The organism is Plantactinospora sp. CA-290183 (assembly GCF_050936375.1).
In the GTDB taxonomy this organism is placed as follows: domain Bacteria; phylum Actinomycetota; class Actinomycetes; order Mycobacteriales; family Micromonosporaceae; genus Plantactinospora.
Map to the genome: position 1 here is coordinate 447030 of NZ_JBNJMX010000002.1, position 14322 is coordinate 461351.

14 protein-coding genes are annotated in these 14322 nt (G+C 71.8%); 2 read left to right on the forward strand and 12 right to left on the reverse strand.

Annotated features, from left to right (window positions below; all coding sequences use genetic code 11):
* Positions 1 to 39: 39 nt before the first annotated feature.
* The 11 genes from ACQEUR_RS06910 to ACQEUR_RS06960 all read right to left on the reverse strand — a co-directional run bounded on the left by ACQEUR_RS06910 (position 40) and on the right by ACQEUR_RS06960 (position 11110).
* On the reverse strand, positions 40 to 987 hold the full coding sequence (locus tag ACQEUR_RS06910) for an LCP family protein (RefSeq protein WP_433027777.1): 948 nt from the start codon (positions 985 to 987) through the stop codon (positions 40 to 42).
* Between the two features lie 272 nt (positions 988 to 1259).
* A complete protein-coding gene (locus ACQEUR_RS06915; protein ID WP_433027063.1) occupies positions 1260 to 2543 on the reverse strand; it encodes an LCP family protein in 1284 nt (427 codons plus the stop codon).
* A gap of 172 nt (positions 2544 to 2715) precedes the next feature.
* A complete protein-coding gene (locus ACQEUR_RS06920) occupies positions 2716 to 3963 on the reverse strand; it encodes an LCP family protein (protein ID WP_433027066.1) in 1248 nt (415 codons plus the stop codon).
* Between the two features lie 109 nt (positions 3964 to 4072).
* Positions 4073 to 5050 (reverse strand): NAD-dependent epimerase/dehydratase family protein, encoded by a 978-nt coding sequence (locus ACQEUR_RS06925; RefSeq protein ID WP_433027069.1) that lies wholly within the window; start codon positions 5048 to 5050, stop codon positions 4073 to 4075.
* 130 nt (positions 5051 to 5180) lie between these two features.
* Positions 5181 to 6857, reverse strand: coding sequence for a solute symporter family protein (locus ACQEUR_RS06930; protein WP_433027072.1), 1677 nt, complete (start codon positions 6855 to 6857; stop codon positions 5181 to 5183).
* Positions 6854 to 7279, reverse strand: coding sequence for a DUF485 domain-containing protein (locus tag ACQEUR_RS06935; protein WP_433027075.1), 426 nt, complete (start codon positions 7277 to 7279; stop codon positions 6854 to 6856). The genes ACQEUR_RS06930 and ACQEUR_RS06935 overlap by 4 nt, the downstream gene beginning before the upstream one ends.
* Positions 7280 to 7455: 176 nt before the next feature.
* On the reverse strand, positions 7456 to 8073 hold the full coding sequence (locus ACQEUR_RS06940) for a flavin reductase family protein (protein ID WP_433027078.1): 618 nt from the start codon (positions 8071 to 8073) through the stop codon (positions 7456 to 7458).
* Positions 8074 to 8081: 8 nt separating this feature from the next.
* Positions 8082 to 9779: an ABC transporter permease gene (locus tag ACQEUR_RS06945; RefSeq protein ID WP_433027081.1), complete on the reverse strand. Its 1698-nt coding sequence runs from the start codon at positions 9777 to 9779 to the stop codon at positions 8082 to 8084.
* On the reverse strand, positions 9764 to 10531 hold the full coding sequence (locus ACQEUR_RS06950; protein WP_433027084.1) for an ABC transporter ATP-binding protein: 768 nt from the start codon (positions 10529 to 10531) through the stop codon (positions 9764 to 9766). Before ACQEUR_RS06950 ends, ACQEUR_RS06945 begins: the two co-directional genes overlap by 16 nt.
* Before the next feature lie 82 nt (positions 10532 to 10613).
* Entirely contained in the window at positions 10614 to 10871 is a 258-nt protein-coding gene (locus tag ACQEUR_RS06955) for a Txe/YoeB family addiction module toxin (protein WP_433027087.1), read from the reverse strand.
* On the reverse strand, positions 10868 to 11110 hold the full coding sequence (locus ACQEUR_RS06960; RefSeq protein WP_433027090.1) for a type II toxin-antitoxin system Phd/YefM family antitoxin: 243 nt from the start codon (positions 11108 to 11110) through the stop codon (positions 10868 to 10870). Before ACQEUR_RS06960 ends, ACQEUR_RS06955 begins: the two co-directional genes overlap by 4 nt.
* A gap of 183 nt (positions 11111 to 11293) precedes the next feature.
* On the opposite strand from ACQEUR_RS06960, the gene ACQEUR_RS06965 reads away from it, so the two are divergent.
* Positions 11294 to 11794, forward strand: a complete 501-nt coding sequence (locus tag ACQEUR_RS06965; RefSeq protein WP_433027093.1) for a SigE family RNA polymerase sigma factor — start codon at positions 11294 to 11296, stop codon at positions 11792 to 11794.
* The gene (locus tag ACQEUR_RS06970) at positions 11787 to 12626 is read left to right on the forward strand and encodes a hypothetical protein (RefSeq protein WP_433027096.1); all 840 of its coding nucleotides are present in this window, start codon (positions 11787 to 11789) and stop codon (positions 12624 to 12626) included. Before ACQEUR_RS06965 ends, ACQEUR_RS06970 begins: the two co-directional genes overlap by 8 nt.
* A gap of 51 nt (positions 12627 to 12677) precedes the next feature.
* Here ACQEUR_RS06970 and ACQEUR_RS06975 read toward each other — a convergent pair whose 3' ends face one another.
* Positions 12678 to 14321: a cation acetate symporter gene (locus ACQEUR_RS06975; protein ID WP_433027099.1), complete on the reverse strand. Its 1644-nt coding sequence runs from the start codon at positions 14319 to 14321 to the stop codon at positions 12678 to 12680.
* Between the last annotated feature and the right edge of the window lies 1 nt (position 14322).

Sequence of the window (14322 nt, forward strand, 5' to 3'; positions counted from 1 at the left end):
GGTAGAGCCTGGTCGGTGGGCGTGTCGGGGCATGGCCGGTCAGAGCCGGTTCACCCATGTCGGGTTGGCCCGCGCCCAGTTGTCCAGGTCGGCGACGCGCATCGAGGCGAAGAGGCCGTCCGCCGCCTCGTCCAGCAGCACGTACGAGGTTTCGTCGATCGTCTCGGCGTGTGACGGGAGCTGTATCCCGAGCAGGGCGTCGGCGCGCAGTCCACGGAGCGCGAAGATCAACTCCTCCAGCGGCACCCCGTTGGTGTCCACCGTGAAGGAGGAGCCGACGGCCCGGATGACCTGGTCCATCCGGAGCGGGTTGCGCATCATGTCGGTGGTGGTCGCCTTGTCCATCATCGCCCGCAGCAACTGCTGCTGATGCCGCTGCCGGTCGAAGTCCCCGTTCGGCAGGTCGTAGCGCTGGCGGGCGTAGTCGAGGGCGCGCGCCCCGTCCATCTGCTGGCAGCCCACCTCGAAGACGGTCCTGGTGTGGATCGAGCGGATCGGGTTGTCGACGCACATCCGTACGCCGCCGAGCAGGTCGATCACCCGGCGGAAGCCCGAGAAGTCGATCAGCGCGGCCCCGTCGAAGCGGATCCCGGTGAGCCGGCTCAGGGTGGCGGAGAGCAGTCGGGTGCCGCCCTGCCCGCCGCCGCCGTACTGGAACGCGGCATTGATCTTGTCGGGTCCGCCGGGATAGCCGGTGGCGGGCGCGGCCGGAATGTCGACCAGCAGATCCCGGGGTACGGAGATCAGGTGTGCCCGGCCCAGTCCGGCCGGCACGTGGGCGATCATGATCGTGTCGGACCGCTGGTCGGGGCTCGGGCTGGCGGTGGGGCGCTGGTCGGAGCCGACCAGCAGGTAGTTGAGCGGACCGGAGACGTCGCCGCGTTCCCCACGGGCGGCCGGGTCGAGCAGCAGTTCCTTGACCACGCTGTTGTCGTACCGGTTCGTCAGCATGTGCAGGCCGGCGCCGCCCAACCCGGAGAGGACCAGCAGGAACAGGCCGAACCCCAGGGCCACCTTGGCCCAGACGGGTGCCCTGCGCCGACCCTTGCCGGGCGCCCGACGGACCGTCCCGGACGGCTCCTCGTCGTCGGGTTCGCGTCGTGGCCGGCCCGGTTCGCCCGAGGCCGCCGGCATCGATGTGGACGTGATTCCTCCCGGACCCGTGGGTGAAGCCTTCTCAGGGTCAGGCTAAGGGTCCGGTTTGCGCGTCTAGCGGCTTTCGAGGATTTCGCCGGGTGGCTCCGGCCGGAGCGGGATGCTCAGGAACTGCCCGACGCCGCCAGCACGCCGGGATGGGCGATGATGAAGTCGTCCATCCGGTCGCTCCTGACCGCGGCGAACATCTCCCGGCTGAGCGGCGTGAGCACCTCGCGCCCGCTGGAGTTCCCGCTGAAGTCGCCGTTGTTGGTCCGGAGCAGGACCAGGTCGTTGGCGGCCACGCCGCGCAGGGTGAAGACGAAGTCCGCCACCGGTGTGCTGCCGGTGTCCAGGATGAAGGCCTCGCCGGCCGCCTTCATCAACCGCTGGAGCTTGAGCGGGTTGGTCATCACCCCGTCAGCCACCGCCTTCTTGGCCATCGCCTTGATCAGCTGCTGCTGGTTCTGCTGGCGGTCGTAGTCGCCGCGGGTGAGCCCGTAGCGCTGGCGGGAGTAGTCGAGAGCCTCCCAGCCCGCCATCTCCCGGCAGCCCTTCTTGTGCACCACCGGCTTCTTGACGCCGCTCATCCGGTCCGCGTCGTGGTTCCACTCCGGTTCCCCGTTGACCAGCGTCATGTGGTACGACTTCACCTCCTGCCGCACGCACATCCGGATGCTGCCCAGGGCGTCGATCACCTTCTTGAAGCCGCTGAAGTTGATGATCGCCGCACCGTCGAAGCTGATCCCGGTCAACCTGTTGACGGTCTGGGCCATCAACTGGGCGCCGCCGGCCAGTCCGCCGCCGTTCTGCGCCCCGTGGAAGAACGCCTCGGTGGCCTTCGCCGTACCGCCGCCGTACCGGCTGGTCTTGAAGGCCGGCACCTGGACCTCGGTGTCCCGCGGGATGGAGAGCAGGTACGCCTGGTCGTGGGTGGCCGGGATGTGCAGCACGATGATGGTGTCGGCCCGGACGTTGTCGGCGTCCAGCCGGGCCCGGGAGTCGATGCCGAGCAGCAGCAGGTCGATCGGCCCCTCAAGGTCCTTGCCGCCCTCGGCGTCGGACTTGCCGGCCGCGCCGAGCAGGTTGTCCTGCTGGATGTTGCTGGTGGCCTCGCCGATGACGACCTGCATGCCGACCAGGGCGACGCCGCTGGTGAGCATCAGCACGACGCCGAAGACCAGCGTCAGCCGGGCCCAGATCGGACTCCTGGGCCGGCGGGGCTTCGATCCGCCCCTGCCACCCCTGCCCGGCCCACCACCCTTGCCCGGTCCGCTTCTGCTCGGTCCGCCGTCCGCTCCGCTCGGCCCGCCGACGCTCGCGCGGGACGGTGCGACCGTCGCCGCGGCACGGGCGGGCGCGACGCTCGCCGCGGCCGTGGGTGGACGTCGGCGGGACTGCACCGGCATGCCTGCTCCAGAGTCAGGTGTGGGAGATCGGCGGGTTCGGGACGCCGTACGGACATCCGTCGTTTCCCGCCAATTCAGTTACGTTACATTCTCCGATCAACTTCTGGGGGAGCCGTTCCGGCTGTCCCCGGGGGCCTTCCGGTCCCGGGTGGTCGATGCGGACCGGGTGCGTTCAGCCGCCGTTGCCCGGAGCCGGGGAGGCGTTCGCCCCCACCCACTGGTCCATCGTGTCGGCGGCCATCGCGCGGTACATGGTCAGCGCCTTCTCCCGGTCCGAAACCACCACCGACTCGCCGTTGATGGTGTCGCTGCCGTTGTGCGGGCTGGTCAGGAAGTGCAGGTTCTCCCCCCGCAGGCTGCGGAACTGGATCGCCATGTCGACCAGCGAGAAGCCCTCGTCGACGGTGACCGCGCTGGTCACCGACCGCAGGAAGGCGTTCAGCTTCGCCGGGTTGGTCAGCGTGCCGGTGCTGGCCGCCTTGTCCATCAGGGCCCGCAGGAACTCCTGCTGGTGCCGCATCCGGGCGAAGTCACCGTCCGGGAACTGCTTCCGCTGCCGGATCCAGTCCAGCGCCTCGGCCCCGTTCATGTGGTTCACGCCCTTGGCGAACTTCCGGTACGGCTTGTGGATCGAGGTGGTGTTCCGCTCCACGGTCAGCTCGACCCCGCCCAGCGCGTCGGTCACCTCCTTGAAGCCGGCGAAGTCGATCGCCATCACGTGGTCGATGCGGACGTCGCTGAAGCACTCCACGGTGCGTACCGCCAGCGGCAGCCCGCCGAAGGCGAAGGCCGCGTTGATCTTCCCGCGCTGGCCGCTGCCGCAGTCCGCCCTGGCGTTCTCCGGGATCGGCACGTAGAGGTCGCGCGGTATCGAGACCAGGTAGGCCTTGTCGTGGCTCGACGGGATGTGCATCACGATGATCGTGTCGGCCCGCCACTCGCTGCCCTGGTCGACCGGGGCGTCCGGGTCGCGGGAGTCGCTCCCCACCAGCAGGATGTTCAGGGCGCCGCTGACCGACTCGGGCCGGCCGCCGGCCAGCTGGGAGAAGGGGTCGGTGCGGGCGAGATCGGAGTCGAGGCCCTTGACGTAGACCCAGAGGCCGCCGCCGGCGAGCAGCCCGAGCACCAGGACGGCGACGCCGGCGACCAGCGCGATCCGCCCCCACCGGGGCCGGGGACCGCGCCGGGCGGGTCCGCCGGGCATTCCCGGACCCCCGGGGCCGCCGGGACCGGCCGGTCCGCCGGGACCGCCGTACGACGGGCCGGGCTGGCCCGGCACACCGCCGGAGACCCGGGCCCGGCCGGAGGTCCGCGCGGTGTCGGCCGCGCCGGGAGCGGGCACCGAGGCCCGGCCCGCGGAGGCGCTGGACGTCATCCGATAGCCATCGACGGATCGGGGCGGGGGCATGGCAGCGAACATGCCCTCAGGGTACGTAGCGAAACCAAGAACCAGCTGTGTGCCACGGCCGGCGCGGCGCACAGCGGTGACAGCCCGGTAATCCCGGCACGTTCCCGCCGGACGGGCCGGTTCAGCCGAGACGCTGGCTGAAGTGCTCGATCGTCCGGCGCAGCCCCTCCTGCGGCGTCACCTGCGGGGCGTAGCCGAGCCGCTCGCGGGCGAGTGTGAGGTCCGGACGGCGCATCTCCGGGTCGTCGGCGGTACGGGTCACGTAGGTGACCGTCGACTCGCTGCCGGTCAGCGCCACGATCGTCTCGGCGAGCTCCCGCATCGACACCTCGTGCTCGGTGCCGCAGTTGATCGGGCCGGTCTCGGTGGAGTCGAGCAGCAGCAGGATGCCCCGCACCAGGTCGTCCACGTAGCAGATGGACCGGGTCTGCGTGCCGGTGCCGTGCACGGTGAGCGGCTCGCCGTGCAGCGCCTGGGTGATGAACGTGGGGATCGCCCGGCCGTCGTCCGGACGCATCCGGGGGCCGTAGGTGTTGAAGATCCGCACGATGCCGACGTCGAGCCCGTGGTAGCGGTGGTAGGCCATCGTGCTGGCCTCGGCGAAGCGCTTGGCCTCGTCGTAGACGCTGCGGACGCCGATCGGGTTGACGTTGCCCCAGTACGTCTCGACCTGCGGGTGCACCTGCGGGTCGCCGTACGCCTCGGAGGTGGAGGCCAGGACGAACCGGGCCCGGTCGGCGACCGCCCGGTCCAGCAGGTGCAGGGTGGCCAGCGAGCCGACCCGGAGGATCTCGATCGGCAGGGTGGCGAAGTCGGTGGGGCTGGCCGGCGAGGCCAGGTGCATGATCGCGTCGAAGCGCTCGCCGATCGCCGGGTGGTGGCTGGGCAGCCCGTCCGAGACGTCCGCCTCGACCAGCGTGAACCGGGGGTGGTCGGCCAGGTGGGCCACGTTGTCCTTGGACCCGGTCACGAAGTTGTCCACGGCCACCACCGTGCAGCCGCGCGCGATGAGCGCGTCGACCAGGTGGGACGGGACGAATCCGGCACCGCCGGTGACGAGGATCCGGTGACCTTGGCCGAAACGCGGAGTTACCACCATGCGTTCAGCCTACCCACGATGCTGATCTCCGGCACCCCGCGCCCACCCCTGGTGGCGGTACGCCCGGATCTGCCCGACCTGGTGCCGGGTGACCGTGGTCACCCGGCACCAGCCGTCACGCAACGACGACTCAGTGCGCGCCCGCACCGGTCAGCGACCGCACCTCCAGTTCGGCGTACTTGTCCTCGTCGGTCTCCTTCGAGAGCAACGCGCCGAGCCAGCCGCAGAGGAAGCCGATCGGGATCGAGATGATGCCCGGGTTCGACAGCGGGAACCACTGCCAGTCCTGGTCGGGGAACATCGAGCTGGGCGCCCCGGACACCACCGGCGAGAAGAACACCAGCAGTACGGCGCTGACCAGACCGCCGTAGATCGCCCAGACCGCGCCGGAGGTGTTGAACCTCTTCCAGAACAGGCTGTAGAGGATCGCCGGCAGGTTGCCGGAGGCGGCGACCGCGAAGGCCAGCGCCACCAGGAACGCCACGTTCAGGTTCTGCGCGAAGATCGACAGCACGATCGAGATCGCGCCGATCACCAGCGCCGCGATCCGGGCGACGTTGACCTCCTGGCGCTCGGAGACCTGCCCGCCCTTGACCACGTTCGCGTAGAAGTCGTGGGCGAGGCTGGACGACGAGGCCAGGGTCAGCCCGGCCACCACGGCCAGGATGGTGGCGAAGGCCACCGCCGCGATCACCGCCAGCAGGGCCGCCCCACCGATGTCGCCGCCGAGGAAGTCGACCCCGAGCGCCTCGGCGAGCTGTGGTGCCGCCGTGTTGCCGGCCGCGTCCTGGGCGGTGATCGCCTCGCGGCCCACCAGGGCCGCCGCGCCGAAGCCCAGGGCCAGGGTGAACAGGTAGAAGACGCCGATGATGCCGATCGCCCAGAGCACGCTCTTGCGGGCGGTCCTCGCGGTCGGCACGGTGTAGAACCGGATCAGGATGTGTGGCAGACCGGCCGTGCCGAGCACCAGCGCGATGCCGAGCGAGAGCAGGTCCATCTTGTTGTAGAAGGTCTTCGCCGGGTCGCCGGCGACCTCGACGCCGTACCGCAGCCCCGGTTCCAGGAAGGCGCTGCCCTTGCCGGAGGCGGCCGCCGCGTCACCGAGCAGCGCGGAGAGGTTGAACTTGTAGTGCGCCAGCACCAGCAGGGTCATCACCAGCGCGCCGGTCATCAGCAGGAACGCCTTGACGATCTGCACGTAGGTGGTGCCCTTCATCCCGCCCACCGTGACGTAGATGATCATCAGGGCGCCGACCATGATGATGGTGGCGATCTTCGCCGCGTCCGCGTCCATGCCCAGGAACGTGGTGCCCGGCCGGATGCCCAGCAGCAGCGCGACCAGCGCGCCCGCGCCGACCATCTGGGCCAGCAGGTAGAAGATCGAGACGGTGATCGTGGAGACCGCCGCCGCCGTCCGGACCGGCTTCTGCCGCATCCGGAACGCCAGCACGTCCGCCATCGTGTACCGGCCCGAGTTACGCAGCAGCTCCGCCACCAGCAACAGGGCCACCAGCCAGGCGACCAGGAAGCCGATCGAGTAGAGGAAGCCGTCGTACCCGTACAGCGCGATGATGCCGGCGATGCCGAGGAACGAGGCGGCCGACATGTAGTCGCCGCCGATCGCCATGCCGTTCTGGAAGCCGGAGAACGACCGTCCGCCGGCGTAGTAGTCGGTGGCCGTCTTGGTCTGCCGGCTGGCCCAGACGGTGATGCCGAGGGTCACCGCCACGAAGACCAGGAAGAGCGTGATGGTCAGCGTACGGGCGGTGTTGTCGCCGGCCTCGGCGGCGAGCAGGACGGGGTTCACCGGCCTACCTCCTTGTCCTGCTTCTCCTGCTGTTCGGCCTCGTCGGGCCCGGTCTGCCGGGGCGCCGCCCCGCCGGCCACCGATCCGGTCCCCTCCAGTTCGGCGCGGAGCCGGTCCGCGGGCGGGTCGAGGTTGCGGTCGGCGTACCGCGAGTAGAGCCAGGCGATCACGAAGGTGGAGACGAACTGCAACAGCCCGAAGACGAGGGCCACGTTGATGTTGCCGATGAGCTTGGTGCCCATGAAGCCGCGCGCGTACGCGGACAGGATCACGTAGAGCGCGTACCAGAGAAAGAAGGCCGCGGTCATCGGGAAGACGAAGCCGCGCAGGGCCTTACGCAGCCCGGCGAACTCGTCCGACCGCTGTACGGCCACGTACCGGTCCGGAGTGGCGCGGGTCGGAGCCGGGGTATCCGTGGACATTGCGGGTCTCACCACCTCTACAGGTGTGGGGGAGTTTCGCGCACCGTAGGAAGCGGCCCGGCCAGCGGATAGCGGTGATCCGAACCCCGGTCACCGGCTGCGCCGAACGGGGGGTTGGCTGCGCCCAGTGACCACGGTCACGCCGCTGGGCGACGCGCCCGGGACCCGCCCGCCGGTCAGTCCGCCAGCTCCCGGTAACGCCCCCGGTGGTACAGCAGGGGCGCCGCCGCGCCGTCCAGCTCGACCGTCTCGATGGTGGCCTCGACCAGCAGCGCCCAGCCGTACTCCCGGGCGCCGTCCAGGCGGCAACCCGCCCAGCCGCCCGCTCCGGCCGGCACCGGGCCGTAGCCGGTGCCGGCCCAGTCGCCGCTGGCGAAGAGGCCGCCGGGGGCCGGGAAGAGCCCGGCGAAGCGGTCGGCGAGCTGCCGGTGCGTCGGGCCCAGCGGCGCGACCGCGAACCGCCCGCTGGCCGAGACCGCCGCCCACAGCTCCGACTCCTCGTCCACCAGGCCGAGCAGCCGTCCGGGCTCGCCGTCGGCGACCAGCGTCGAGGAGACCGTCAGTCCGGCCGGCACCCCCGGGCCGGGTGCACCGCCGCCCGGCCGCGCGCCGGCCGCGCCGCCCCACCCGGCCCGCCCGGCGGCCCCCGGGGCGTACGCGGTCCAGAGCGTCACCGGCGACGCCAGCCGGCCACGGAACCGGCGCACCGGCGAGCGCTGCTGGTCGGGGGTGGCGAACGGGTCGGTGTGGTGGATCTGACCGCCCGGCGGCTCGCTTCGACTCACGGGGACCATTGTGCCGGTCAGCCGCGCGGCGTGACCTTGAGCAGCAGTTCCGGCATCCGCCGGTCCAGCAGGTCACCGGCGAGGTGGCTGCCGAGCAGTGCCGCGCCGAGCCCGTAGCCGATCCCCACCGGTGCGGCCAGCCACAGCCACACGTCGGGCAGCAGCGCTCCCGCCACCACCATCGGAATGGACACCGCGATCCCGACGGCGATCGCCACGAAGGTGAGCAGGCTCTTCGCCGCGCCGCCGCCGCTGTTGACCGCGAACGGGTTGCTGGTCTCCGGCAGCGCGTACGCGCCGATGATCGAGACGAAGAGGGCGACCGCCAGCCCACCGCCGTACGCGGCGAAGAGCGCGCCGACCATCAGTCCCGCCCAGCGCGGCTCGCGCAGTAGGAAGGCCAGGACGATCGAGATCACGGTGAGCAGCGGCACGATGTAGAGCGAGAAGGCGAACACCCGGGCCCGCAGCTCCAGCCGCCCCGGCACCCCGGCGATCACGTTCGCGCCGTACGCGCTGCCGTCGAAGCCGAACTGGTTGACCAGGGTGATGGCGGCGAGCGATCCGACGAAGATCATGGAGAGGCTGACCAGGGTCGGCGAGGCGTCGAAGTCGGCCTGCCCCTCGACCATGCCCCGGCTGCCGAGGTTCGCGATCAGCGGGACGAAGACACCCGCCACGGCGATGCTGATCAGGTTGGCCCGCCGCCGGGTGTCCCGCCACCAGTAGCGGACCTCCCGGGCCACCAGCGCACCGTACCGGTCCCGGGGCAGCCACCGGACCACCCGGGGAAAGAGCTGCGCCACCGGTGCCTCCGGCGGGGCGCCCGTGCCGGCGCGGGCACCCCCGGTGCCGATGCCGGCGGCCGTGCCGACCATCGCCGACTCCAGCGACCGGGACCACCACCAGAGCAGCGCGCCGAGGGTCGCGACCGTGATGACCAGCTTGACCGGCACCGCCCAGGCGCGGCCGTCGGCCAGGTCGAGACCGATCGTGTACGGCGCGGCCAGCGGGGTCCACCCGACCAGCCGGGCCACCCCGGCCAACTGGTCCCAGTCGGCCCGCCGGGCGGCGCCGAGCAGGGCGATCTGCAACGGTCCGAGCAGCGCGGCGAAGACGGCGAGCAGGACCGCGGCGAGGTCACGTACCCGGCGCGAGCGGAGCATCGTGGCGAACGCACTGGTCACCGCCCGGCTCGCCGCGACGCAGACGAGCAGCCCGGCGACCACCCCGAGCGCGGCCACCACCCCGGCGGACCAGCCGCCGAGCGCGGCGGCGGAGACCACCAGGCCGGCGGTGGCGACCAGCGTCGCGGCGGCGGGGATGCCGATCAGGGCCGCGGCCAACAGACCGGTGAGCAGGGTACGGCGGGGCACCGGCAGCAGCGCGAACCGGGCCGGGTCGAGGGTCTCGTCCACCCCGAAGAAGACCAGTGGCAGCAGGACCCAGCCCAGCACCAGCAGCGCACCGCCGAAGCCCGCCACCAGCTCGGCGATCTCCCGGTTGCCGGCCAGGCCCGGCGCGGCGAGGGCCAGGAACGCCGAGCCGGCGAACCACAGCCCGGCGAGGATGCCCAGTACGAACAGGGCGATCCGCCAGCCCCTGCCGGTCAGGCCGTTGGCGAGCAGCCGCAGCTTGAGCCGGGCGAAGTGGCGGGCCGAGACCGGCCGGCCGGTGATCTCCCCGGTCGCCCCGGTGGTCAGCTCGACAGCCACGTCAGCTCCTCGCCGGTGGCGGTACGCCCGCCGACGGCCTCCACGAAGACCTCCTCCAGGGCGCGGTCGCCACGGACGTCGGCCAGGGTCCCGATCCGGCGGATCACGCCGCCGGCCAGGATCGCCACGTGGGTGCAGAGCCGCTCCACCACCTCCATCACGTGGCTGGAGAAGACGACCGTGCCGCCGCCGGCGACGTACCGCTGGAGGATGTCGCGGATCAGCGCGGCGGAGACCGGGTCGACCGCCTCGAAGGGCTCGTCCAGGACGAGCAGCCGCGGCCCGTGCAGCAGGGCGCAGGCCAGGCCGATCTTCTTCTTCATCCCGGCGGAGTAGTCGACCACCAGGGTCCGTCCGGCGTCGGCGAGCGCGAGCACGTCGAGCAGCTCGCGGGCGCGTTGGTCGATCACCGCCGGGTCCATGCCGCGCAGCAGACCGTGGTACGCCAGCAGCTCGGCCCCGGTGAGCCGGTCGAAGAGGCGTATCCCGTCCGGCAGCACGCCGAAGAGGCGCTTGGCGTGCACCGGGTCGGCCCAGACGTCGTGCCCGAGCACCCAGGCGGAGCCGCCGTCGGGGCGCAGCAGGCCGACCGCCATCGACAGGGTGGTGGTCTTGCCCGCGCCGTTGGGCCCGAGCAGCCCGTAGAAGGAGCCGGCCGGTACGTCGAGATCGACCCCGGCCACCGCCAGATTGGTGTCGAACCGCTTGACCAGGCCTCGAAGCGCGAGGGCCGGACGTTCCGTGTCGGGCATGTCCCGACGTTATCCGGCCGGCGCACGCCGGTTGTCGGACCCGGGAACGAGCCCGCCGTCCTCCTCAGGCAGGAGCGGCGGACTATTCGTAGTGGTAGCGGCACTGCGCGACGCGGATCTCGTCCTCCACGATCTTGTAGATCAGACGGTGCTCGTCGTTGATCCGGCGTGACCAGTACCCGTGGAACCCGTGCTTGAGCGGCTCCGGCTTACCGATGCCCTCGTTGCCGTTGCGGGCGATGTCCTCGATCAGCGTGTTGATCCGCCTGAGCAGCCTGCGGTCCTGTCGCTGCCACCAGAGGTAGTCCTCCCAGGCGCTCTCGTCCCAGACGAGCTTCACTCGGCGAGTTCCCGCACGGTACCGCCCCCGCTCTCCAGACGCTCGATCGAGGTCAACAGGCGGCGTACGTTCTCCGGGCTTCGCAGCAGGTAGGCCGTCTCCTTCAGGGACTGGTAGTCGTCCAGCGAGACGACCACGACGGGTTCGTGCCCGGCACGCGTGATGACCACCTCCTCGCGGTCGTTGACCACCGAGTCCAGCATTTCGGCGTAGTGTGCCCGTGACTCCGAGTAGCTCATGGTCTTCACGGTGCTCCTCCCTCGACGCACAGAACCGACGTACAGAATATTGTACGTCGCCTCGTCGGGGATCCGGTTCTCGACGGGCGTGCAAAGGGTTGACGGGTCCAGAGGGTCCCGCTCGCGGGAAACCCGCACCGCCTACCGGGGGTGTAAGCGGTAGGAACCGCACGGGGAGGCGCGATGGCCGATGGCAACGACTTCGACGAGTTCTACCGTTCGACCCGGCACCGGGTGGTGACGGTGCTCTACGCCCTCGGCGGCAACCTGCCGGACGCCCAGGACGCGGCGCAGGAGGCGTACGCCCGCGCCTGGCAGCGGTGGTCCCGGGTGGGCGGGTACGCCGATCCGGAGGCGTGGGTCCGCACGGTCGGCCACCGGATCCAGATCAACCGGTGGCGGAAGGTCCGCAACGGCCTGACCGCGTACCGCCGGCACGGGCCGCAACCGGCGGTGGAACCACCCTCGGAGAACACCCTCGCGCTGGTCACGGCGCTGCGCCGGCTTCCCGCCGAGCAGCGGGAGGCGATCGTCCTGCACCACCTGGTGGACCTCCCCGTCACGGCGGTCGCGACCCAGCTCGGCGTCTCGGCCAACACCGTCAAGACCCGGCTGGCCCGGGGACGCAGGGCGCTGGCCCAACTGGTCGGCGACGTCCTACCGGAGGAGAGCGTCAATGCCTGATCCGCTTTTCGACCCCCTCTACCGGGACACCGAGCACCTGAGCTGGGCGCCGACCGCCGACGTACGGCTGCGGGGCCGGCAGCGGGCCGTGCGGCAGCGGGTCACCATGCTGGCCGCGGGCTCGGTCGTGGCGATCGCCGCCAGCCTCGGCGCGCTGGTCGCGCTCCCCGGCTCCGATTCCGGCCCCACCCCACCCGACGTCATCGCGACGCCGCCCACCCCGTCGACCTCGGCGCCGACTCCGAGCGCCGGGCCGACGGCCACCGCGACCCCGTCCGGCACCACCCCGCCGACCACACCGAGCCGGACGGCGGACTCCGGCGACGCCGGCGAGCCCGCCGATCGCGGCGATCCCGACCCGGCCATCCCGGCCGCCGCGATGTTGCAGGTCTCCGACCTGCCGTCCGGGTTCCGGATCATCGAGCCGGAATTCGAGGGCGACGGGAGCCTGGGCTTCTTCTCCACGGTCTGCGGCAACGACTGGACCTCTGGCGGCCCGGACACCGCGGAGCGGAAACGGTTCTTCGCGGCCGAAGGCACCGGCATCGATCAGCGCGTGAACCGCTATCCCCGCACCGTTGCCCAGCGGTACATGTCCGCGCTGCGGGCCGATGTGCAGGGCTGCCGGGACGCCGAGCTCACCATCGCCGACCAGGGCTTCGCGGGCCAGGAGTCGATGCTCGTCCTCAGCGGCGACAACGGCTGGATCCTCGTCCGGCAGGGCGACCTGCTGACCGAGATAACGGTCGACAACGGCTCCGACACCGCCGAGGCGCGGCGGCTCGGCGCCAGAGCGGCGCAGCGGCTCTGCGCCGGTACCGACGCCTGTTGACCGGCGCATCGCCAGGGACTGGACCCGGACGGCCGGGTCCGGTCCCGACGGTCAGAGGCGCAGCGTCTCCGGGGCGTGCAGGCGGAGCATGGTCGCGCCGATGTCGGCCGGCACGCGGCGCCGGGTCGCCCACGAGCCGGTGACCATCACGGTGAAGGCCAGCGGCACGGTCCAGGCGGCCGGCTGGGCGATCAGCACCGCCGGCCAGCCGGTCAGTTCCGGACCGACGACGGTGCAGAGCACCGCCGCGACCGCCGCGCCGCCCCCGGCGAGGATCCCGGCCGCCACCCCGACGTCGGTCAGCCTGCGCCACCAGATGCCGAGCACGAGCAGCGGGCAGAAGCTGGAGGCGGCGACCGCGAAGGCCAGCCCGACCACCTGGGAGACGTTCAGCCCGGAGACGTTGAGCGCGAGCACCACCGGCACCAGCCCGGCGAAGACCGTGGCCAGCCGGAAGTCGCGTACCGAGCCCTGGCCGAGCACGTCGGTGGAGATCACCCCGGCCACGCTGGTGAGCAGCCCGGACGAGGTGGAGAGGAAGGCCGCGAACGCCCCGGCGGCGACGAGGGCGGCCAGCAGCTGCCCGGTCAGGCCGCCACCGAGCGCCGCACCGGGCAGCAGCACCACCACCGCGTCGGTCTGCCCGGTCAGCAGCAGGTGCGGGGTGTAGATCCGGCCGAGCACCCCGTACAGGGTGGGGAGCAGGTAGAAGGCGCCGACCAGGCCGAGGACCACCAGGGTGGTCCGCCGGGCCGCCGCGCCGTCGCGGTTGGTGTAGAACCGCACGAGTACGTGCGGCAGCCCCATCGTGCCGAGGAAGGTCGCCAGGATCAGCGAGTACGTGGCGAAGAGCCCCCGGTCGTCGCTGCCCGCCGCGCTCGGCAGCAGCCAGTCGAGCCCGTCGGCGGCGTCCACGCTGGAGACCGCCGGCACCGGGTCACCGGCGGCGAAGCTCAGCTCCTCGCCGGGGCGTACCTCCCGGGTGGAGCCGTCGCGGAGGGTGAGCGTCGCCGCCTCCTCGACCAGGACGGTGGTCGCGGCGGGGAAGACGGCACCGGCCTGCGGGGTGACCGCCGGGCGCCCGTCCGCCTGCCAGTGCAGGACGAGGAAGATCGCCGGTACGGCCAGCGCGGTCAGCTTGAGCCAGTACTGGAACGCCTGCACGAAGGTGACCGCCCGCATCCCGCCCAGCGCCACGTTCGCGGTGACCACCGCGCCGACCAGCAGCGCGCCCAGCTCGTACGGTCCGCCGGCGACCGTGGTCAGGGTCAGCCCGGCCCCCTGCAACTGCGGTACGAGGTAGAGCCAGCCGATGAAGACCACGAAGAGGGTGGCGAGCTTGCGCAGTCGCCGGGAGCCGAGGCGCAGCTCGCAGAAGTCGGGCAGGGTGAAGGCGCCGGAGCGGCGCAGCGGCGCGGCCACGAAGAGCAGCAGGGCGAGGTAGCCGGCGGCGAAACCGACCGGATACCAGAGGACGTCGACGCCGTACTTGAGGATCAGCCCGGCGATGCCGAGGAACGAGGCGGCGGAGAGGTACTCCCCGCCGATCGCGGCCGCGTTCCAGGTGGGGCTGACCATCCGGGAGGCGACCAGGAAGTCCGAGGTGGTCCGGGCCAGCGTCAGCCCGTAGAAGCCGATCGCCACCGTGACCAGGGTGACCGCGACGATGGCGGGCACGGTGAACGGGTTGCCCACC